General features: G+C 45.3%; 19 protein-coding genes and 1 pseudogene. 14 read left to right on the top strand and 6 right to left on the bottom strand.

Features of this window, described 5'->3' with window-relative positions:
• Positions 1–11 precede the first annotated feature (11 nt).
• The 10 genes from LAJLEIBI_RS17800 to LAJLEIBI_RS17755 all read left to right on the top strand — a co-directional run bounded on the left by LAJLEIBI_RS17800 (position 12) and on the right by LAJLEIBI_RS17755 (position 13,054).
• Positions 12–203: a hypothetical protein gene (locus tag LAJLEIBI_RS17800; RefSeq protein ID WP_006443561.1), complete on the top strand. Its 192-nt coding sequence runs from the start codon at positions 12–14 to the stop codon at positions 201–203.
• Between the two features lie 129 nt (positions 204–332).
• A complete protein-coding gene (gene lepB / locus LAJLEIBI_RS17795; protein ID WP_006443560.1) occupies positions 333–899 on the top strand; it encodes a signal peptidase I in 567 nt (188 codons plus the stop codon).
• Positions 900–917: 18 nt separating this feature from the next.
• Positions 918–2,282, top strand: a complete 1,365-nt coding sequence (locus tag LAJLEIBI_RS17790; protein WP_006443559.1) for a D-alanyl-D-alanine carboxypeptidase family protein — start codon at positions 918–920, stop codon at positions 2,280–2,282.
• A gap of 181 nt (positions 2,283–2,463) precedes the next feature.
• Complete coding sequence (locus tag LAJLEIBI_RS17785; protein WP_006443558.1) at positions 2,464–4,236, top strand: thioester domain-containing protein; 1,773 nt, start codon at positions 2,464–2,466, stop codon at positions 4,234–4,236.
• A gap of 452 nt (positions 4,237–4,688) precedes the next feature.
• Positions 4,689–7,838 (top strand): isoleucine--tRNA ligase, encoded by a 3,150-nt coding sequence (gene ileS / locus LAJLEIBI_RS17780; RefSeq protein WP_040435120.1) that lies wholly within the window; start codon positions 4,689–4,691, stop codon positions 7,836–7,838.
• A 10-nt stretch (positions 7,839–7,848) separates the two neighbouring features.
• Positions 7,849–10,311 carry a glycogen/starch/alpha-glucan phosphorylase gene (locus LAJLEIBI_RS17775; RefSeq protein WP_006443556.1) on the top strand — a complete coding sequence of 821 codons (2,463 nt, stop codon included), beginning with the start codon at positions 7,849–7,851 and terminating at the stop codon, positions 10,309–10,311.
• A gap of 2 nt (positions 10,312–10,313) precedes the next feature.
• Entirely contained in the window at positions 10,314–10,910 is a 597-nt protein-coding gene (locus LAJLEIBI_RS17770) for a hypothetical protein (protein WP_227056076.1), read from the top strand.
• A gap of 41 nt (positions 10,911–10,951) precedes the next feature.
• A complete protein-coding gene (locus LAJLEIBI_RS17765; RefSeq protein ID WP_006443554.1) occupies positions 10,952–11,842 on the top strand; it encodes a SpoIID/LytB domain-containing protein in 891 nt (296 codons plus the stop codon).
• A gap of 46 nt (positions 11,843–11,888) precedes the next feature.
• On the top strand, positions 11,889–12,647 hold the full coding sequence (locus tag LAJLEIBI_RS17760) for a M23 family metallopeptidase (protein ID WP_006443553.1): 759 nt from the start codon (positions 11,889–11,891) through the stop codon (positions 12,645–12,647).
• Positions 12,648–12,805: 158 nt separating this feature from the next.
• Entirely contained in the window at positions 12,806–13,054 is a 249-nt protein-coding gene (locus LAJLEIBI_RS17755; RefSeq protein ID WP_040435606.1) for a GIY-YIG nuclease family protein, read from the top strand.
• Between the two features lie 78 nt (positions 13,055–13,132).
• On the opposite strand, the gene trhA is transcribed toward LAJLEIBI_RS17755, so the two are convergent.
• Positions 13,133–13,795 carry a PAQR family membrane homeostasis protein TrhA gene (trhA, locus tag LAJLEIBI_RS17750; RefSeq protein WP_006443551.1) on the bottom strand — a complete coding sequence of 221 codons (663 nt, stop codon included), beginning with the start codon at positions 13,793–13,795 and terminating at the stop codon, positions 13,133–13,135.
• A 179-nt stretch (positions 13,796–13,974) separates the two neighbouring features.
• Positions 13,975–15,495, bottom strand: a pseudogene (locus tag LAJLEIBI_RS17745) (IS1182-like element ISClhy1 family transposase); the annotation flags it as partial.
• A 115-nt stretch (positions 15,496–15,610) separates the two neighbouring features.
• Between LAJLEIBI_RS17745 and LAJLEIBI_RS17740 the strand changes: the two are divergent.
• The gene (locus LAJLEIBI_RS17740) at positions 15,611–15,862 is read left to right on the top strand and encodes a hypothetical protein (protein WP_147570512.1); all 252 of its coding nucleotides are present in this window, start codon (positions 15,611–15,613) and stop codon (positions 15,860–15,862) included.
• Complete coding sequence (locus tag LAJLEIBI_RS17735) at positions 15,849–16,451, top strand: ECF transporter S component (protein ID WP_006443548.1); 603 nt, start codon at positions 15,849–15,851, stop codon at positions 16,449–16,451. The genes LAJLEIBI_RS17740 and LAJLEIBI_RS17735 overlap by 14 nt, the downstream gene beginning before the upstream one ends.
• Positions 16,452–16,561: 110 nt before the next feature.
• Here the strand turns inward: LAJLEIBI_RS17735 and rbr are convergent, their stop codons facing one another.
• From rbr to LAJLEIBI_RS17720, 3 genes are all read right to left on the bottom strand, one after another.
• Positions 16,562–17,098 (bottom strand): rubrerythrin, encoded by a 537-nt coding sequence (rbr, locus tag LAJLEIBI_RS17730; RefSeq protein WP_040435119.1) that lies wholly within the window; start codon positions 17,096–17,098, stop codon positions 16,562–16,564.
• Between the two features lie 100 nt (positions 17,099–17,198).
• On the bottom strand, positions 17,199–17,741 hold the full coding sequence (locus LAJLEIBI_RS17725; protein ID WP_006443546.1) for an NADH peroxidase: 543 nt from the start codon (positions 17,739–17,741) through the stop codon (positions 17,199–17,201).
• 108 nt (positions 17,742–17,849) lie between these two features.
• The gene (locus LAJLEIBI_RS17720; protein WP_006443545.1) at positions 17,850–18,248 is read right to left on the bottom strand and encodes a Fur family transcriptional regulator; all 399 of its coding nucleotides are present in this window, start codon (positions 18,246–18,248) and stop codon (positions 17,850–17,852) included.
• Between the two features lie 274 nt (positions 18,249–18,522).
• Here LAJLEIBI_RS17720 and LAJLEIBI_RS17715 point away from each other — a divergent pair, with 274 nt between their 5' ends.
• Both LAJLEIBI_RS17715 and LAJLEIBI_RS17710 read left to right on the top strand, forming a co-directional pair.
• Complete coding sequence (locus tag LAJLEIBI_RS17715; RefSeq protein WP_006443544.1) at positions 18,523–19,425, top strand: C40 family peptidase; 903 nt, start codon at positions 18,523–18,525, stop codon at positions 19,423–19,425.
• Positions 19,426–19,885: 460 nt separating this feature from the next.
• On the top strand, positions 19,886–20,089 hold the full coding sequence (locus LAJLEIBI_RS17710; RefSeq protein ID WP_006443542.1) for a DUF1858 domain-containing protein: 204 nt from the start codon (positions 19,886–19,888) through the stop codon (positions 20,087–20,089).
• 59 nt (positions 20,090–20,148) lie between these two features.
• On the opposite strand, the gene LAJLEIBI_RS17705 is transcribed toward LAJLEIBI_RS17710, so the two are convergent.
• Entirely contained in the window at positions 20,149–20,877 is a 729-nt protein-coding gene (locus tag LAJLEIBI_RS17705; RefSeq protein ID WP_187120298.1) for an adaptor protein MecA, read from the bottom strand.
• Positions 20,878–21,227 lie beyond the last annotated feature (350 nt).

Here is a 21,227-nt window from a genome sequence, read left to right as displayed (position 1 = left end):
AGGAAGAAAATATGCTGGAATATATGTTTTCACACAGTGTGTTGGGATTATGTGCCTGGGATCTGCCCGCGCTTATTGTCCTCATTGTGATGATCGTGGTCTTTGGGGTACACAGACATAAACAAAAGAAAAGAGAAAAAGATTTTGAAGACCAGTTAGCCGACAAACTTGCACAGGAAACTGTAGATACAGTTCAGTCATAGTATGTAAAAAGCCTTCCGGATTTATAGTCCGGGAGGCTTTTCGCATATATAAATCCTTTGTTCTTGTTAATTTTTCATATTTCCTTTATAATGTAATCTAGATAAAATTATCAAAGAAGGATATGCTATATGGATGCAGATGAAATAAAGCAGGTGAAGCAGAAGGTACTGGAGGATGTGGATCCGCCTACGAAGAAGAAAAAGAAGCATATGCGCAGGATGAGCTGGCTCCGCACGATACTGGAGTTTGCTGCGATCATAGTTGTCATATGCGGCCTGTTTCAGATCGTGATGGGCATCTCCTACGTGGAAGGACAGTCTATGTATCCGACGCTGCACGATAAGGATATGGTTGTGTACAAGCGCAGGCAGAAGGCTTATGCACCGGGAGATATCATTGCGATCGACCGGCCGAATGATGAAGAGTTTGTGAAACGTGTTGTGGCGGTGGCAGGCGATACGGTCAACATAGAAGGCGGCAGACTGTATGTGAACGGAAAAGAGCGGGAAGAACCGTGGGCTTTGGGGGAGACGAAGGCTGTTAAAAACGGCATTGTGTTTCCGATCACTGTCACAGATGGGGAAGTATTTGTACTGGGGGATAACAGAGAGAATTCTGAAGATTCCCGGATGTTTGGTCCTGTCAGCATTTCGGATACGAAGGGCAGGCTTGTCTGGTATATCGGTAAATTATAAAACTGGGAGGACAGACATATGAAGCGCAGCAGGTGGAGTCTGATTATTTTAATGACGCTTGCGGTAGCATTTACCAGCACTATAAATATTGCATATGCAGCAGAGCCGGAGACAGAAAATGCTGCTGCAGAAGAAGAGACACCTGAACAGAAGGCAGAACGTGAGGCATACGAGATGCCTGTTCAGACAAATGAACTGAAGAAGTGGCCCAAAGGTCCGGCTACATATGGAGAAGCGGGAATCGTCATGGAAGTCGGGACAGGGGCCATATTGTATGCCAAGAATATTGACGAACATGAATTTCCTGCAAGTATAACAAAAGTGCTGACTGCGCTTGTCGCGTTAGAGAACGGACAGCTTACAGATGAAGTGACATTTACACATGACAGTGTGGCATTTCTTCAGCCCGGGGATTCCTCCATCGGAATGAAGGAAGGAGATGTTATCAGTCTGGATGAGGCGCTGCATGCAACCTTACTTGCGTCTGCCAATGAGGCGGCCTATGCGGTGGGAGAAAGTGTGGGCAGGAATGCAGGACATGATTATAACTGGTTTTTAGAACAGATGAATGCAAGGTGTAAAGAGCTTGGCGGGGAAAATTCTCATTTTGCCAATACGAATGGGCTGCACGATGAGAACCACTATACATGTGCGCGGGATATGGCGCTTATTGGCAGGGAACTGTTTAAGCATCCGGAATTTTTTGATATTGTACAGACGTTAAACTATGCAATACCGGCGACCGATACATGCGAGGAGCATATTTTTCAGCAGAAGCACAAGATGCTCATTCCGGGAAATTCAAACTATTATGAGTATGCGGTGGGAGGGAAGACCGGATATACATCGGATGCGCTGTCCACCCTGATCACGATGGCTGAGAAGGACGGGGTCCGGCTTGTGTGCGTGGTGCTGAGGACGCACGGCTCTAATATCTATTCTGACACAAAGAATCTGCTGGACTATGGGTTCAGTAATTTTAAAAAGACAGCGGCGTCAGGGGAAGAGGATTCCAAGGATGTGGATAGCATCATAGACAGTGATGGGGACGGTTACGTCATGCTTCCCGAAGGCATAAAATTTAAAGACCTGGATATGAAGCTGAAGGCAGATGAAAATGCCAGGGGAGAGGCTGTACTTACCTATTCATATAAAGGATACACGGTAGGCAGCGCAAGAGCTAAGCTGAGTAAATCGTATATAAAGGATCATTCGGCGAAGATCAGGACATCAAAGAAGGAAGAAAATAAGGAAAAGAGCAGCGGGAAAAAGCTGACATTTGCAATTGTTGTCGCTGCCGCAGGTATACTGCTCCTTGTGTTTTATATCAGAAGGATGATAAAAAAGCAGAGAAGACGCCGGAGAAAAAGGCGCCGCAGATAGATCTGTACGATAAACAAGCAAATAAACTAAAGAAACAAGGCCATTGTCTATGCTGGGATCCAGTCAGTGACAATGGTCTTATTTCTTATTAATATAGGGTAAGGAACACGGCCACAGATGCAGCATATCTTAATTATGTAAGAATCTTCTTATTCCAATCTATAAGTAAGGAGGAATTTTCATGATTGATATAGAAGAACTAAGGGACACACGTCCTTTTATTATTTATTCTGACCGGGATATCAGCGGAACTGTGGGCGGCAATCCGAGCGTAGAAAGCTACTGTTCGCTTGATTATACTTCTGCATCCAGATACCGGCTGAACAGAGATGACCACAATCAGATATTTCAGTTTTTTGGAAATCTGCTGGGCAGTACGAATAAGCCTGTCTATTGTCTGGACAAATTTGCGGATGGACCCTACAATGACGTTCCGTATGAAAGCCGCCCTTTTGAAACACTGTTTCCGGCTGCTACAGAGCGGCAGAAAGAGATGCTCGGCTGGATTTTGGCAAATACCTATCCTGCGGTCAGCGCTGCTGCAACATTTGCACTGGCAGGGGTAGATCCGGATGCCAGTCCGGCGCTGGATGACAATGACGCATATGCCGTTGTTCAGACTGCCCTCTGGGTGCTCCTGGGTCAGATCGCGCCGGATGAAGTTTATTTTCTCGACTGTGCCGACGATAATGAACATCCCAAGTCGGACAGAATGCGCGCCGCAGTGCTTGCGCTTCTTAAACTGGCGGGAGATTATGTAGACGCGGAACCGGATGTTCCTGTTCCGTCACCGACACCGAACGATCAATGCTGCACGGGTGACTGTGGTATCAAGTGCTGCAACAAGAGTGTTCTTCCGACCGATACAACAGCCCCGTATTTTATTTTCAAAGGATGTCCGGATGAGGTCCGAACAGTATGCGGCAGAATGCTGATAGGGCCGTTTAGGATACTGTCCAGTTTTGACGGCCGTCCGGATATCACTGTCACACCGTTTTGCAGCTGCAGGGAAGATTATTCGGTAACGTTTATGGATTTCTGCGGCAATCCGATCTCCGATCCGGTAATTGGGCAGGAATTCTATATCGCCCTGCGCACGTGCGGCAAGTATGCCTGTTTTACCGTTAAGGCATCTTTTACAGGTACGATAACGCGGGTGATCACTATGGAGGCACAGAGCACCGCCCTGAATTACCAGCCGATCGGAACATCTTTTGATGATGTGCAGATCGGCCAGGAAGCCGAACTCTGTGTATGCGCAGAATATCCGTCTGTGGACTGTTCCGTATCAAAAGGGCAGGGCGGATATGCTGGTATTAATATCAACAATAATAACAACAATAATAATAACAATAACACAAATAATTCGTGCGGGGCAGGAGGATTTCCGGTTCCATTTCCATGTATGATGCCATGTTATCCGGGCTGGGGACGTCCGCCTGAACTGCCGTATCCACCTTATCCGCCGTATCCGCCGTATCCGCCGGAGCCACCGTATCCACCGAGGCCGCCGTATCCGCCGGAGCCACCGTATCCACCGAGGCCGCCGTATCCGCCGGAGCCGCCATGGCCGCCAAGACCGCCGTACCCGCCGGAGCCGCCATGGCCGCCATACCCGCCGGAACCGCCGTGCAGACCGGAGCCGCCCTGTAAGCCGGAGCCGCCATGCAGACCGGAACCACCGTGTAAACCGGAACCACCGTGCAGACCGGAACCGCCCTGTAAGCCGGAGCCGCCATGTAGACCGGAACCGCCGTGCAGGCCAGAGCCGCCCTGTAAGCCGGAACCGCCATACAGACCGGAACCGCCCTGTAAACCGGAACCACCGTGCAGGCCAGAGCCGCCCTGTAAGCCGGAACCGCCATGTAAACCGGAGCCGCCGTGCAGACCGGAACCACCGTGTAAACCGGAGCATTGCTGCCCGATATGTTCGATAAAATCACCACTGTTATAAATGCGCAATAACGTACGCCAAATAACGTTAAAATGGAGAAAACCCTTGACTATCAAGGGTTTTCTTACTATAATAAAGCAGAATATAAAAAAATGTTGACGAAGACAGTAAGATATTTCGGAAAGCAATAGAGAGTCGGGGATGGTGGAAGCCTGGCGCCGGTAAGTTATATCTGAATATCACTTCCGAGTTGCGGTCGTCGAAAGGTATGAATACCCAATAGATGCCGACGGAGTTCCCCCGTTACAGGGAAGGCATATGACAGTATGTTTAGGTGGTTTATAAACGAGGCTTTAGCTTTCGTCCTATTCAGGACGGAAGTTTTTTTTGACCCAATATTAAAATTAATGAAAAAGGGACACCCTGAATTAAATTGGGGACGGAGGTTTTTTAGAAATACCCCGTCCCCAACGAGAAAAAAACGTGTCCCCAATGCTCAAGGAGGAAGAGAAATGTATAAAAAGGTTTCAACGGATCTGAATTTTGTTGAAAGGGAAAAAGCGACGGAGAAGTTCTGGGAAGAGAACAACATCTTTGAGAAAAGTATGAAGGAGAAGGACGGCAACGACATTTACATGTTTTATGACGGTCCTCCGACGGCCAACGGCAAACCGCACATCGGCCATGTGCTTACCCGTGTCATCAAGGATATGATTCCGAGATACCGTACTATGAAGGGATATGAAGTGCCGAGAAAAGCGGGATGGGATACCCACGGTCTTCCGGTGGAGCTGGAGGTGGAGAAGCTTCTCGGCCTGGACGGCAAAGAGCAGATCGAGGAATATGGTCTGGAGCCGTTTATCGACAAGTGTAAAGAAAGTGTGTGGAAATATAAAGGAATGTGGGAGGATTTCTCCAATACAGTTGGTTTCTGGGCCGACATGGATAATCCGTACGTGACGTACCACAACGATTATATTGAATCTGAGTGGTGGGCCCTTAAGCAGATCTGGGATAAGGGGCTCTTATACAAAGGCTTCAAGATCGTTCCTTACTGCCCGCGCTGCGGCACGCCGCTTTCCGCCCAGGAAGTAGCACAAGGATATAAGGATGTGAAAGAGCGTTCCGCTATCGTGCGCTTTAAAGTGAAAGATGAGGACGCGTATATTCTTGCATGGACGACAACCCCATGGACACTGCCGTCCAATATCGGACTCTGCGTGAATCCGGCGGAGGATTATGTGAAGGTGAAGGCTGCCGACGGGTATGTATACTATATGGCAGAGGCGCTGCTTGATAAAGTGCTCGGCAGGCTTGCGGAAGAAGGAGAGTCAGCTTATGAGGTTCTGGAACGATATAAAGGAGAGGACCTGGAATATAAGGAATACGAACCACTGTTTTCCTGTGCCGCGGAATGTGCGAAGAAGCAGAAGAAAAAAGCGTTCTTTGTCACCTGTGATTCTTACGTAACACTGACAGACGGAACCGGTGTTGTCCATATTGCCCCGGCCTTTGGTGAGGACGATGCTAAGGTAGGACGCAAATATGACATGCCGTTTGTACAGCTTGTCGATGAGAAGGGCAACATGGGAGAGTCGACGCCTTACGCGGGCGTGTTTGTGAAGAAGGCGGATCCGCTCGTATTGAAAGATCTGGAAGAACAGGGGCTGTTGTTTGAGGCTCCGAAGTTTGAGCACAGCTATCCCCACTGCTGGAGATGTGACACACCTCTCATCTACTATGCGCGTGAATCATGGTTCATCAATATGACAGCGGTAAAGGATGACCTGATCGCAAATAACAACACGATCAACTGGATTCCGGAGAGCATCGGCAAGGGCCGTTTCGGTGACTGGCTGGAAAATGTGCAGGACTGGGGCATCAGCCGCAACCGTTACTGGGGAACACCGCTGAATATATGGGAATGTGAATGCGGACACCAGCATTCTGTCGGCAGTATTGAGGAGCTGAAGTCCATGTCTGACAACTGCCCGGACGATATTGAGCTCCACCGTCCGTATATAGATGAAGTTACGGTAAAATGTCCAGAGTGCGGCAAAGAGATGCACCGTGTGCCGGAAGTTATCGACTGCTGGTTTGATTCCGGCGCCATGCCGTTTGCACAGCACCACTATCCGTTTGAAAATAAAGAGCTTTTTGAAAAGCAGTTTCCGGCGGACTTTATTTCTGAGGCTGTTGACCAGACGAGAGGATGGTTCTATTCTCTGCTGGCTATCTCTACGCTCATATTTAATAAAGCTCCGTATAAGAATGTCATCGTACTCGGCCACGTGCAGGACGAGAACGGCCAGAAGATGAGCAAGTCCAAGGGAAATGCAGTAGATCCGTTTGACGCACTTGAAAAATACGGCGCGGATGCGATCCGCTGGTACTTCTATGTGAACAGTGCCCCATGGCTTCCAAACCGTTTCCACGGCAAGGCAGTGACAGAGGGACAGCGTAAGTTTATGGGCACGCTCTGGAATACGTATGCCTTCTTTGTACTGTATGCGAATATCGATGAATTCGATGCGACAAAATATGCGCTGGAATACGACAAATTGTCTGTCATGGACAAATGGCTGCTTTCCAAGATGAATACACTTGTGAAGGAAGTAGACAATGACCTGGAGAATTACCGCATACCGGAGGCAGCAAGAGCGCTTCAGGATTTTGTGGACGACATGAGCAACTGGTATGTGAGAAGAAGCCGTGAACGTTTCTGGGCAAAAGGCATGGAACAGGATAAGATCAATGCTTATATGACACTTTATACAGCGCTTGTCACAGTCTGCAAGGCAGCGGCGCCGATGATTCCGTTCATGGCAGAAGATATCTACCAGAATCTCGTGAGAAGTATAGACAAGGACGCACCGGAGAGTATACACTTGTGTGATTTCCCTCTTGTAGATGAAAGCTGCATTGACACAGAACTTGAGTCCAACATGGAGAAGGTGCTGAAGCTCGTCGTTATGGGGCGCGCATGCCGTAATACAGCCAATATCAAAAACCGGCAGCCGATCGGACAGATGTATGTGAAGGCTGATTTTGAGCTCCCTGTGTTCTATCAGGACATTGTGACAGATGAGCTGAATGTAAAAACTATGACATTTACACAAGAGGTACGAGACTTTACTTCTTACAGTTTTAAACCTCAGCTAAAGACAGTCGGACCAAAATATGGTAAACTGTTAGGAGGCATTAAAGCAGCGCTTGAGTCTCTGGACGGAAACGCGGCCATGGATGAGCTGAACGCATCCGATGCCCTGAAGCTTGACATCAACGGACAGGAGGTCACGTTATTCCGGGAGGATCTGTTAATCGAGACTGCCCAGACAGAAGGATATGTGTCAGAAAATGACAATGGCATTACCGTTGTACTGGATACAAACCTTTCAGATGAACTGCTGGAGGAAGGATTTGTCCGCGAGATTATCAGTAAGATTCAGACGATGCGCAAGGAAGCTGATTTTGAAGTGATGGATAAAATTGAAGTAACGTATGAAGGAACAGAAAAGGCAGAAAAGGTATTTGCCGAGAATGCGAAGATCATTGCAGAGGAGACACTCACCGTTAAAATGACGAAGACAACCCCGGCAGGCTTTGTAAAAGACTGGAAGATTAACGGAGAAGAGGTAACATTAGGTGTTCAGAAGAAGTAAAGGGGAAAATATGTATAATCCGATATTTGAAAAAGAAAAGTTTAAGAGAGAAGTTACAAATAATGTAAAGACGTTATTCCGCAAAACTGTCGATGAGGCGACTCCTCAGCAGCTGTTTCAGGCGGTTTCTTATGCGGTCAAAGAAGTCATCATTGATGACTGGATCGCCACACAGAAGGCGTATAAAGAGCAGGATCCCAAGATCGTGTATTATATGTCCATGGAATTTCTTATGGGCAGGGCGCTTGGAAATAACCTGATCAATATGACAGCCTACAAGGAAGTGGCGGAAGCGCTGGATGAAATGGGCATTGACTTGAATGCCGTGGAAAATGAGGAGCCGGACGCGGCTCTTGGCAATGGCGGCCTGGGCCGTCTTGCCGCCTGTTTCCTTGATTCACTGGCAACACTTGGCTATGCCGCTTACGGGTGCGGCATCCGTTACCGCTACGGTATGTTCAAACAGAAGATCGAGGATGGATACCAGGTGGAGACTCCGGATAACTGGCTTAAGAACGGCAATCCATTTGAGCTGAGGCGGCCTGAATATGCCAAAGAAGTACGTTTTGGCGGAAATATCCGTGTAGAATATGACGAGGAAGGAAAAACGCATTTTGTACAGGAGCATTATGAATCTGTTCGCGCGGTTCCTTATGATATGCCGATCGTCGGCTATAATAACCACATGGTCAATACACTCCGTATATGGGATGCGGAGCCGATCGTAGACTTCCAGCTGGATGAGTTCGACCGCGGCGATTACCACAAGGCTGTGGAACAGGAGAACCTGGCAAAGAACATTGTAGAAGTGCTTTATCCGAACGACAACCACTATGCAGGAAAAGAGCTGAGACTGAAACAGCAGTATTTCTTTATTTCCGCAAGCATACAGCAGGCGCTGTCCAAATATAAAATGACGCACGATGACATCCATAAGCTGCCGGAGAAGGTCACCTTCCAGATGAATGACACGCATCCGACAGTCGCGGTGGCAGAACTTATGCGTATTCTGCTTGACGAGGAAGGCCTTGGATGGAACGAGGCGTGGGAGATCACGACACATACATGCGCGTACACGAACCACACTATTATGGCAGAGGCGCTGGAGAAATGGCCGATCGATCTCTTCTCCAGGCTGCTTCCGCGTGTATATCAGATTATACAGGAAATTGACCGCCGTTTTGTAGAGCAGATACGGAGTCAGTATCCGGGAGATGAGGGCAAAGTAAAGAGAATGGCTATTCTCATGGACGGCCAGGTGAAGATGGCTCATCTTGCGATCGTTGCAGGCTATTCTGTAAATGGTGTCGCGGCTCTTCATACAGAAATACTTAAAAAGCAGGAACTGCGTGATTTCTATGAAATGATGCCGTCCAAGTTCAACAATAAGACGAACGGTATTACACAGAGACGTTTCCTGCTGCACGGAAATCCGCTACTGGCCGACTGGGTGACTGAAAAGCTCGGAACAAAGGACTGGGCAACGGACTTATCACTCATGTCCGGACTAAGGAAATGGGCTGATGACGAAGAGGCGCTCAAGGAATTTATGAGCATTAAGTATAAAAATAAAGAGCGTCTGGCACAATATATTCTGGAACATAATGGAATCGAGATCGACCCGCGCTCTATCTTTGACGTACAGGTGAAGCGTCTTCATGAGTATAAGCGCCAGCTTCTGAACATTCTGCATGTGATGTATCTTTATAATCAGATCAAGGAGCATCCGGAACGGAGCTTTTATCCGAGGACATTTATCTTCGGTGCCAAGGCATCCGCAGGCTATATACGCGCAAAACAGATCATTAAGCTTATCAATTCAGTGGCGGATGTTGTCAACAATGACAGGAGCATCAACGGAAAGCTCAAGGTAGTGTTTATAGAAGATTACCGTGTATCCAATGCAGAGTTATTATTTGCAGGCGCTGATGTGAGCGAGCAGATCTCCACCGCGTCAAAGGAGGCATCCGGAACGGGTAATATGAAGTTCATGCTGAATGGAGCGCCTACGCTCGGTACAATGGACGGCGCCAACGTGGAGATCGTGCAGGAAGTGGGTATTGAAAATGCCTTTATCTTCGGTCTGAGTTCAGATGAAGTTATCAGCTTTGAGCAGCACGGAGGTTACAATCCGGTGGACATTTACAACAGTGATCATGAGATCCGCCGTGTAGTAGATCAGCTGGTGGACGGCACGTATGGATACGGCAACCGGGAGATGTATCGTGACCTGTATAATTCTCTTCTTAATACAAAGAGCAGCAGCAGAGCAGATATGTATTTTATCCTGAAGGACTTCAGGGCGTATGCAGAGGCACAGGAGAAGGTTGAGGCAGCGTACAGAGACCGGGACAGATGGGCAAAAATGGCGCTTCTCAACACGGCGAGCTGCGGGAAATTTTCTTCCGACCGTACGATCGAAGAATATGTTAAGGATATATGGCACCTCGATAAACTTACTGTGGAGGTATGATTATGTATGAAAGCAATGGTCTGGCAGTAATATTGCTCATTTATTTACTCGTTCTCGGCGTTATTGGCATTGCCGCACTGGCAGCGTATATTCTGCAGGGTGTCGGTATGTATACACTCGGCAAAAACAGAGGAATGAAATATCCGTGGCTTGCATTTATACCATATGCAAGAGTATATTACCAGGGAGAGCTGTGCGGCCCGCTGGCATTCAAGGACCGCAGGATGGATAATCCCGGGATATGGCTGCTTGTGATACCGATAGCATCCGGAGTGATCACCGGTATATTTACGGCGATAGTCTGGGGCGGAGTGCTGGTGAATATTGTCCGGATGGCTGATCAGGCAATTAATTCTTATTATCCATTTTATAACATGTTTTCCGGATTCGGCAGCGGGATCATGCTGCTGGCTCTTCTGGGGCTCGGTCTCTTCACTCTGGCCGCGTCAGCTGTACAAAAGACGCTTACCGTACTTGTGAACCGGCAGATCTATAAAAGGTATACGGACGGCAATTATGCGGTAATGCATGCGGTTCTGGGCATATTTGTCCCATTGTATACGGCAGTTTATTTCTTTATTATCAGAAACAGGGAATAAATCCAAATACCCTTCCATACAGTGTATGGGAGGGTATTTTTATGCGGCAAAGACTAAAACAATGGGGATGTTATCTGATTATCATAATTTTATTACCGTATGTAGTGACTGTGTTTTTAAATGGGCCAAGCATTACAGCTACCTCTCATGTGGACAGCACGTATGTCAAAGTCAAGACAGCCTCCAAGGAGGAAGTGAAGATGCCGATCGAAGAATACTGCATCGGCGTTCTGGCAAGGGAGATCCCGGCGTCCTATAAGACAGAGGCGCTAAAAGCCCAGGCCATACTTGTGCGTACAGATGTGTATAAAAAAATCAGGGAATCGGGCAGTGATACCGTGCTGGCCGATGACTTCTGGACGACAAAACAGATGGAAGATGCATGGGGGATCAGTAAATATTCCAAATACTACGACAGGCTGAAAAAAGCGTGGAATGAAACCGAAGGCCAAGTACTCATGTACGGTGAAAACCTGGCGGTGACACCCTTTTTCCGTATCAGCAACGGAAGCACACGCGACGGAAAAGAAGCGCTTGGAAGCGGGGATTACCCGTATCTTAAGATCGTGGACTGTCCGCTCGATATAGAGGCGGAAGAACAGATCCAGACTGTGACCATAGATGATATGGACGCAGAGGTGACTGCCTATGACACTGCAGGCTATGTGACGAGCGTACGTGTCGGACAGGAAAATATAAGCGGAGAAGAATTCCGCACTACATATGGTCTGGCGTCTGGCTGCTTTACCTTACAGAAATATAACGGAAAACTGAGGATAACGACAAGAGGCGTCGGGCACGGTCTTGGAATGAGCCAGTATACGGCAAATGAAATGGCAAAAAAGGGGAAAGACTATAAAGAGATACTGCAAAAATTTTTTGAAGGAACAGAAATAAAAGAAGTAGCAGAAATATTGATAGACACGGAATAACTATATCACTATCTGGCAAAAATATAGTCAGAGGTGGTGATAAAAAATGAATAAGAGGCAAAGACCAGCAAGGAAAAGAAAAGGTGCTACCGCCGCAGTAGTAGTTTGTTTTGTGGCAGCGATCGCAATAGTTGGAACATATACATTCAGGGATTATAGAAAAACCCAGCAGGAACAACAGCTTGCGCAGGCGGAAGAAACCAATGAGACAAAAGAAGAAAAAACAGAAGAACCAACCGAGACAGCGAACAATGACCTTGTCATTAATACAACAGAAAATGATGACAAACAGAATACGGACGAAAACTCGGGTGATACGGCAGACGGAGCAGCTGCAAACGAAAATCAAAATACTCAGGCGACGGCGGGGTCAGGAACATCTGTACATTTTACAGAAGACAGCCAGCTGCTGTGGCCGGTAAACGGCAACATCCTGATGAACTACAGCATGGATAAGACAGTGTATTTTTCTACACTGGATCAGTATAAATATAATCCTGCATTAGTCATCTCAGGCGCCGAAGGCGACCAGGTTATATCTGCGGCACCTGGAATCATAAAATCCATCGACGTGAGCGCAGAGACAGGGACAACAGTAAACGTAGATATCGGTAACGGTTACGAGCTCTTCTACGGACAGCTGAAAGAAGTACCGGTAAAAGTAGGAGATTATGTAGAAGCCAAAAGCGTGCTCGGCTATATCAGCCAGCCGACAAAATACTACAGCGTAGAAGGCAGCAACGTATACTTTGAAATGAGAAAAGACGGACAACCAGTCAATCCAATGGAATACCTGGCAGAGTAAAATGAGTTGAGGTGAGTTGGGGACGGGGTTTTTTTAGAAAACCTCCGTCCCCAACTCATTTTACGGTGTCCCTTTTTAAAATATCCATGTCCCCGGCGGTTGCGAAGTATAAGGACAAGGCATATAATAAGAGACATCAGTTGAAAGGATTCTGTTTTATGAATTATACATATATACTAAAATGCAAGGATGGTACATTATATACTGGCTGGACGAATGATCTGGACAAGCGTGTCAAGGCTCATAACAGCGGTAAGGGGAGTAAATATACCCGGGTGCGAAGGCCGGTCGAACTGGTATATTATGAGGAGTTCCGGACAAAAGAGGAAGCCATGAGCAGGGAATATGCAATTAAGCATATGAGACGGGAAGAAAAAGAAGTGCTGGTGAAGGAAGCAGGAAAGTAAAAAGGGACAGGGGAAAAGGAAATGGGGACGGAGGTTTTTTAAAAAACCTCCGTCCCCATTTCCTTTTCCCCCGCAGCTTTACAGTATAAATACATACATGAGTATAAAGTGGCATATACTTCCGCCCATCACAAACAGGTGAAAAATTTCATGACTCCCAAAATATTTGTGCCTTGTGTTAAATATAGGAAGCTTTAATGCGTAAATAACACCGCCGATCGTATAAATTATACCTCCGGCCAGAAGCCAGCCGAACGCAGCCGGGGACAGGGAATTAAGTATCTGAGTAAATGCCAGTACACATGTCCATCCCATGCCGATATACAATACAGAAGATATCCATTTCGGGCAGTATACCCAAAATGCTTTGATGAGAATACCAACAATAGCAATTCCCCATACGACAGATAATAGTATGATTCCAAGCTTTCCCTTCAAAACTAACAGACAGATAGGTGTGTAACTGCCTGCAATCAATATACTGATCATCATGTGGTCTATCTTCTTCAAAATGGTATTGACTTTTTCAGATTTATTAAATGTATGGTAAGTAGTGCTTGCCGCATATAGTAATATAAGGCTTATCGCATATACTGTAATTGAGATCATGTATATTCTGCTTGGTTCGTGAGCAGCTTTTATCAATAAAGGTACAGCCGCAAAAATTGCCATCAGCATACCAATAAAATGTGTGATCGCGCTTCCCGGATCTTTAATGTGTGTTTTGATTATTTCTGCCATGTTACAGCCTCCTGAAATGTTGATGAATCGACATGTAGTTTTCAATACTACATTATCTATATGAGTATATTATACCCAATATGAAAAAAAAGCAACCCTGAATGACAAAAAATATACAGCAAAAAGAGATGGGGACGGAGGTTTTTTAAAAAACCTCCGTCCCCATCTCTTTTTGCCCAGACTGTAGACAAAGATGGTGTTGAGGCCTTGCTCCAACACCATCTTTTGTTTCGAAGTGTCGTTTCAATTTTGTGGACCCAAAGTAAGAGAACGCTTTGCGTAGGGGCTCCTTTTTCCTCTCTGTTTGCCAGGATCTTTGCTAACTTTTTCAAGTTCATGCATGCAAAAGTGAGCCCAGTTTTTAGTTCCATTTGGGCTTTCCCCACAGATTGGGTATAACGAAAACCGTGTTGTTCTTTTGCCGTCCCAAATACGCGTTCTATGGTCTCCTTTCTCTTTCCATAGATCTCTCTGTTTCCAATCGTATATCTGATATCTTCACATCTGTCCAGTTCTTCTTCCCATATATGTCTTGTCACCATCTTTTCATGCGTTTTGCTTTCTGTACATTGGGAAAGACTGGGGCAGCTCCCGCATATCTGAGGGTCGCTTTTATATTCCCGGTACCCTTCCCGGTTTGTTGTACGGTAGCTTAAAACTTCATCCTCCGGGCATAGGTAACAGTCATAGTATTCGTCATAAACATAGTCATACTTTTTGAAAAATCCCTTTTTCGTCGCTGGCCTTTTGTATGGGAAAAGTGGTTCGATCCCATCTGCCAAAAGCCTATGTGCGATCGCTGGGGTCCGATATCCAGCGTCCATGACCACCCTTTCTGGACGCATCCATTTGGTTAGCCTGTCATACAAGGCTTTAAAAGTCCGGCTGTCATGTTCATTTCCCGGATGTACCGTATATCCAAGTATCCATCCATAACGGTCACATGCTGTTTCCACTGCATAGGCAAAGGTATGTTTATGCTCTCCTTTGCGGAACCACCCGCTTTCCGGATCACTTGTACTGCATTTCTGCGTTTTGGCCCCTTCCGGGATCTCCTCTTCCGGAACCCCTTCTCCCGTTCCGCCTCCGGTCTGTGTAGGTGGCGTCTTGTCATCCTTATCTTTCAGCGGCTTTTTGCCATGTTTTTTTCGATCCTGAAGGATCTCTTTTTTTAGTTCCTCTTCGTACCAAAGAGCCTGCTGCGCCGCAACACGTTTTCGCATCTTCTTACTGTTTGCACATGCTTTTACATGAGTGGAATCTACAAAGACAACGGAAGTATCTATCAGATGAAACTTCATACATTCTTCCAGGATTTTAGAAAAGATCTGTTCAAATAGATCTGTATCTTTAAAGCGCCGGGCATAGTTCTTCCCAAAGGTGGAAAAATGGGGGACTGGATCTAACATGTCCAGACCAAGGAACCAACGATATGCCACATTTACTTCGATCTCCTTTATGGTCTGGCGCATGCTTTTGATTCCATAAAGATACTGAATAAAAGGAATCTTGATGAGCATCACAGGATCCATACTGGGACGCCCGTTATCCGGGCAGTATCTGTCTTCTACAAGTTCATAGATAAAACGCCAGTCGATCGCTTTATCTATCAAACGGAGCATGTGATCTTTGGGGACCATGTCATCCATACAGAACATTTGCATTTGCTCTCTCTTTTTATCGGCATCTTTTGTCATCATAAGCTGGCACCTCCTGATACAATAATTATACCACGGATCCAGCATAAATTCGCTGATAAACAGGTGGATACCAGCTGCATTTTTTTTGATTGAGGAAGCGGATAACATACAGTATGTGGATATCTTGATAATAGAAAAGCCCGGGCTTTTCGCCCAGGACTTTGTCTACAGTCTGAGCAAAAAGAGATGGGGACGGAGGTTTTTTAAAAAACCTCCGTCCCCATCTCTTTTTGCCCTGTCCCTTTTGCCGGATACTTCAACTGGTATGCTTTATTTATACAAAACTGGATGTTTTAACACAACCAATTTAATGATAGTATATGCTCAGCTCATTTCAGAAAGGATATTTTTATATGAAGAAATCTAATGTAACGATCATAAAGCTGGCTCAGACTGCTATTCTGGCAGCTTTGTGCTATGTAGCTTTTACATTTTTGCAGATTAAAATACCGATGCCCGGAGGAGATGCCACTTCCATTCATATTGGAAATGCATTTTGTGTCCTTGCGGCGCTGCTTCTTGGAGGTTGGTATGGAGGAATAGCCGGTGCGGTCGGTATGGGAATTGCCGATATAATGGATCCAATTTATATCACAGGCGCACCCAAAACATTTGTGCTGAAGCTCTGCATTGGCCTGATTACCGGATTGGTGGCTCATAAAATAGCAAGAATCAATGAGAGCAATAATAAAAAGTATGTCTTTAAATGGAGTATAATTGCTTCAGTTGCCGGCCTGGGATTTAACGTTGTCGCCGACCCGGTAGCAGGATATTTTTATAAAATGTATATTCTCGGGCAGCCTCAGAAGATGGCAGAGGTGCTTGCAAAGTGGAGCACAGCGACTACATTTGTCAATGCGGTCATATCAACTATATTAGTTGCAGGCCTGTACAATGCGGTGAGGCCGATAATGCTCCGTAGCGGAATGCTGGTAAAAGAAGAGGAGAGATCCTGAGGTTCAGAGAGGTTAAGATGGGGACAGGGATATTTCAAAAAGGGACACGGTAAAATAAATTGGGGACGGAGGTTTTTTAAAAAACCTCCCTCCCCAATTTCCCCAACTTATTAGTAATTCTCTGCTTTACGTTCAAAATGTGCTCTTGGATGTGCACAGACCGGACATTCTTCCGGAGCTTCCTCTCCGTAGTAGATGTAACCGCAGTTGTTGCACTTCCATCCAAGCGGAGCGTCTCCTTTGAAGGTCTTGCCTGCCTTGTAGCTTTCAAGCAGCCTGCCATAGCGTTTCTCATGTGCCGCTTCTACTTCTGCAACACCTTCAAACTTCTTGGCAAGTTCTTCAAATCCTTCTTCTCTTGCTTCTTCCGCCATACGTTTATACATGTCAGTCCACTCAAAGTTTTCGCCTGCGACAGCGTCTTCAAGATTGGCTTCCACATCACCGATTCCGTGGAATTCTTTAAACCATAATTTGGCGTGTTCTTTCTCCTGGTCAGCTGTCTCTAAAAATATGTTGGACATCTGTACAAATCCGGCTTTTCTTGCAGCGGAAGCGTAATATGTATACTTGTTGCGCGCCTGTGACTCACCGGAAAAAGCTTCCATAAGGTTCTTTTCTGTTTTAGTTCCTGCATACTTTGACATATCAAAATCCTCCTTTGAAATTTGGGACGGTGAAATCGCAGATTTCATCCGTCCCTCTTTGTTATTCACAGCGCCGTGCTGTTCTTATCTCTATTATATCTTAACCGAAGTATCTCTTCAATAAGCCTTCAAATGCTTTTCCGTGACGGGCTTCATCTCTTGCCATCTCATGAACTGTGTCATGGATCGCATCCAGGTTAGCTGCCTTAGCACGCTTTGCAAGATCGAACTTACCAGCAGTAGCACCATTCTCTGCATCAACTCTCATCTCGAGGTTCTTCTTTGTGCTGTCTGTTACAACTTCACCTAATAACTCAGCGAATTTAGACGCATGCTCTGCTTCTTCATAAGCAGCTTTTTCCCAGTATAATCCGATCTCCGGATATCCTTCTCTATGAGCAACTCTTGCCATTGCAAGGTACATACCTACTTCTGAACATTCACCCTCAAAGTTAGCTCTTAAGTCAGCGATAATGTCTTCGCTTACGCCCTTAGCTACGCCTACAACGTGTTCAGCAGCCCATTCTCTGTTACCTGTCTGCTCTTTAAACTTTTCAGCCGGTGCGTGACATACTGGACATTCAGCCGGTGCAGCCTCTCCCTCGTGAACATAACCACATACTGTACAAACAAATTTTTTCATGATAAATCTCTCCTTTTCTTTTATATAATTTTTTAATTAAATATTAGTAATAGTTACTGATATTAATTTAGCACAGTTATTTTCTTTTGTCAATCCCTATTTTAAAAATTATTTTTCTTTTTCCAGACATTCTTTACAGGTGCCATAGAAAAGGGTGGTGTGTGATGTGATCTTTCCGTCAAAGACAGAATCTGCCGCATTATTTATAGAAGCAATTTCTTCAGACGACATCTCAAGATCTTCTACTTTACCGCATGAACCGCACACTACATGGTAGTGGGGCTCTGTCCGCCCGTCAAAGCGGTCGCCGCCGTCAGGGGTAGTGATCTTGACTGCTTCACCTATATCAGCAAGAAGATTCAGGTTGCGGTACACAGTACCGAGGCTGATATTCGGAAATTCTTCTCTGACGTGCATATATACGGTATCGGCTGTAGGATGTTCAACAGTGCCGGCCAAATATTCTTTAATAGAAGCTCTCTGCCTGCTGTATTTTAAATTTGCCATCTACGCATCCTCCTTTCAATAATAATAACAATTACTATGATTAGTATAAAACATATAAAAACAATTGTCAACTCAAAAATCATATATGTAACAATTTGTAACAATTATAATGAAGTTTTATCATGAAACTGGTAAAAAAAGGAAGAAATATGACGACAAAAACACCATTAAATAGCCTTGACATTGATGGACAGCATTGATATAATATCACCGTAACATATGTAACAATTCTGTAACAATTACAAAAGATAAGAAAACATAAAGGAGGGAGTTTATGGATTCTATTCTTAAGAAGGGATTGTTCCTAGTTACCATTACAGGAGCTATAGCATCTTTTCCTGTCACAGCATCGGCTGCAGATACGGATGCTGCAGGGATAATGCCGAGCGTTGGAATTGAGGAGGTACTGAATGATTGCTATACTTCACAGAATGATATAGAAGTAGAAGATTATCTCGTGCCAACACGTAAGGGTGAGTATTTAGATATGGCGTTTGCCAATGTACAGTCATTTCTTTATATAAGAAGTGAACCAACAAAAGAAAGTGAGTGGGTAGGTAAGTTATATCCTGATTATGCCGCCAAGGTGATAGGACCGGTGGGAGAATGGACGAAGATCCAGTCCGGCTCTGTTACAGGCTATGTATACTCCGAGTATATTATAATAGGAAATAACGCAGAGCAGAAAGCGCAGGAGATCGTGCAGAGCACGGAAGCCGAAGCCCCTGAAGAAGCATTTACTTATGCTGAATCGAAAGAAGAAGAGGAGGCAAGGCTGGCCAAGGAGGCTGAAGAAGCGGCCGCCAAAGCGGAGGAAGAAGCTCAGGCCAAGGCCGGGACGGGACAAGCTGTAGTAGATTACGCCTGTCAGTTCATCGGAAACCCGTATGTATGGGGCGGCACAAGTCTGACAAACGGAGCAGACTGTTCCGGTTTCGTACAGTCAGTGTACGCGCATTTTGGAGTGAGCCTGCCGAGGACGACATGGGATATGGAAAATGTCGGAACTCCGGTCAGCTACGATCAGGCCATACCGGGAGATATCATACTCTATGACGGACACGTAGGAATCTACATGGGAGACGGCCAGATCGTAAATGCGATCAACAGCGCCAGAGGAATCGGCATCCTGCCCGCCACTTACACGAACATCATCACGGTAAGAAGACTGATTTAGATAAACACAAAAGCAGAGAAAAAGTCCCGTGTCAGACAGGGGCTTTTTCTTATGAGGACAAGATTAACCTATCAAATTCGACATGGAAAATTATGGTAATAACATTATTTGTCGACTGGGTGTACAATTTACACAAAAATGTAAAAAATAGGAAAATATTGTAAAAAGGACTTATCCAAGTTATCCACATGAAAACATGTGAAAAAGGTGGAAAAAGTGCAGTTTTTCAAAATTTATCCACATTATCCACATAAAAAGATAGTATTTTGGTGGATTACTCAGGGCAAATAAAAGAACAGACGTTTTGTGAAGTTATAATAAAAATTATATTTTGTCGAAAAAAAGTGAAAAAGATGTTGACATTTGAGAAGTCAAATTTTAGGAATTAATTGTCGGAAAATGTTTACACAATGATAAAATGCGTATATAATGGAGACACTTAGAATGAAAAGGAGGCGTCATGATGGCAAAGGTTAGCAAAGATATGACTATTGGAGAGATACTCAGCATCAATCCTGATGTAGCGCCAATACTCATGGAGATCGGTATGCATTGTCTTGGCTGCCCGTCCGCGCAGGGAGAGTCTCTGGCAGAGGCGGCTATGGTTCATGGCATAGATGCAGACTTATTAGAAGAGAAGATCAATGCATTTTTGAATGCTTAATAAGACGGCAAATATAAAAGATGCACCGGGGCGGCCCGGTGCATCTTTTTAATGTGTTGTTAAATTACCGCAAGCTTCTGCACTGCATCAGCAGATATCAGAATCTCACAATGTTCTTCCAGAAACGCCAGCGTTGCGCCGGAAGCCTTTTCCAAAGAGCCATATTCCGACAGCATATTACATATGCGGTTAAAATCATTCGTTGTATGGTCTGATTGTGTCAGAGCCAGAATGTATACGTCTTCGCCATGGTCTTTGTACAGGGTGTTGGAACCGTTGTACATGCCGCTAAGCAGGCGCGCAGCCTGAATGACACTGTCCATTGTTGCAAATGAGAATAAGCGGAGGCTTGTTTTCTGGACTTCTTTTGTATCTTCACCGGAGGTTTCCTCCTGTGTGCCGATCTTCTCTTTTACCTTGCCAAGCAGGTCCAGGAGAGTCTCGGCGCCATCCAGTTTGTCAGGGGCCTCATTTTTCTTTGAATCCCAGTCACCACCCGGAGATGGTGAAAACTTTGAAAAACGGGTATCGAGTTCCTCAGGGTCCTCGACTTTAGTAATTATCAGCACGATAGAATCGGAAGAAGCGGGTATAGCCTCGATCATTAACGGTATATCCTCCGCCTCAAAACCAAATTCAAAGGCTGCCTGTTGCATCATATCATGGAAAAGTGACTTAGCTTTCTCGGTTCCATAGGCAAGCTCACTCAATTGTAACTGGCGGGCTGCCAGATCGGCACGCGTTAAAGTACAGCGTATCTGATTGTCATTGAGTTTTTCAATCTTCATATTCATCACTTCCTTCTAATTTAGTATAGCATAAGAAACGCGGGATGTTCAATAAAATAAGTATAAAATAAAAAAGTGCTTGCGTTTGTAAAATCAATCATTTATAATGACGATACTAGAAGATAGTTTTCCCTGATAGCTACGTTCTTAGAACAAAGGAGGGAGACTTTTTTAAGTAATTTCAAGTAATTCTCAATGTAAGCTCTATTTCAGAATCTATCAACAGCAAATCAGATTATTTACATTGCCGGTTCAGGCAGATTTTTCACAAACAACCAGAATAGAACTATCAAAGACGATCAATTGTAACCGTTAAAATTTTTTTAAATGCACGACTATCTTCTAATTTT

This window comes from [Clostridium] hylemonae DSM 15053, assembly GCF_008281175.1.
GTDB classification, from domain to species: Bacteria; Bacillota; Clostridia; order Lachnospirales; family Lachnospiraceae; genus Extibacter; species Extibacter hylemonae.
The sequence above is the reverse complement of the archived record's forward strand: the minus strand, read 5'-3'. Positions and strand labels throughout refer to the sequence as shown.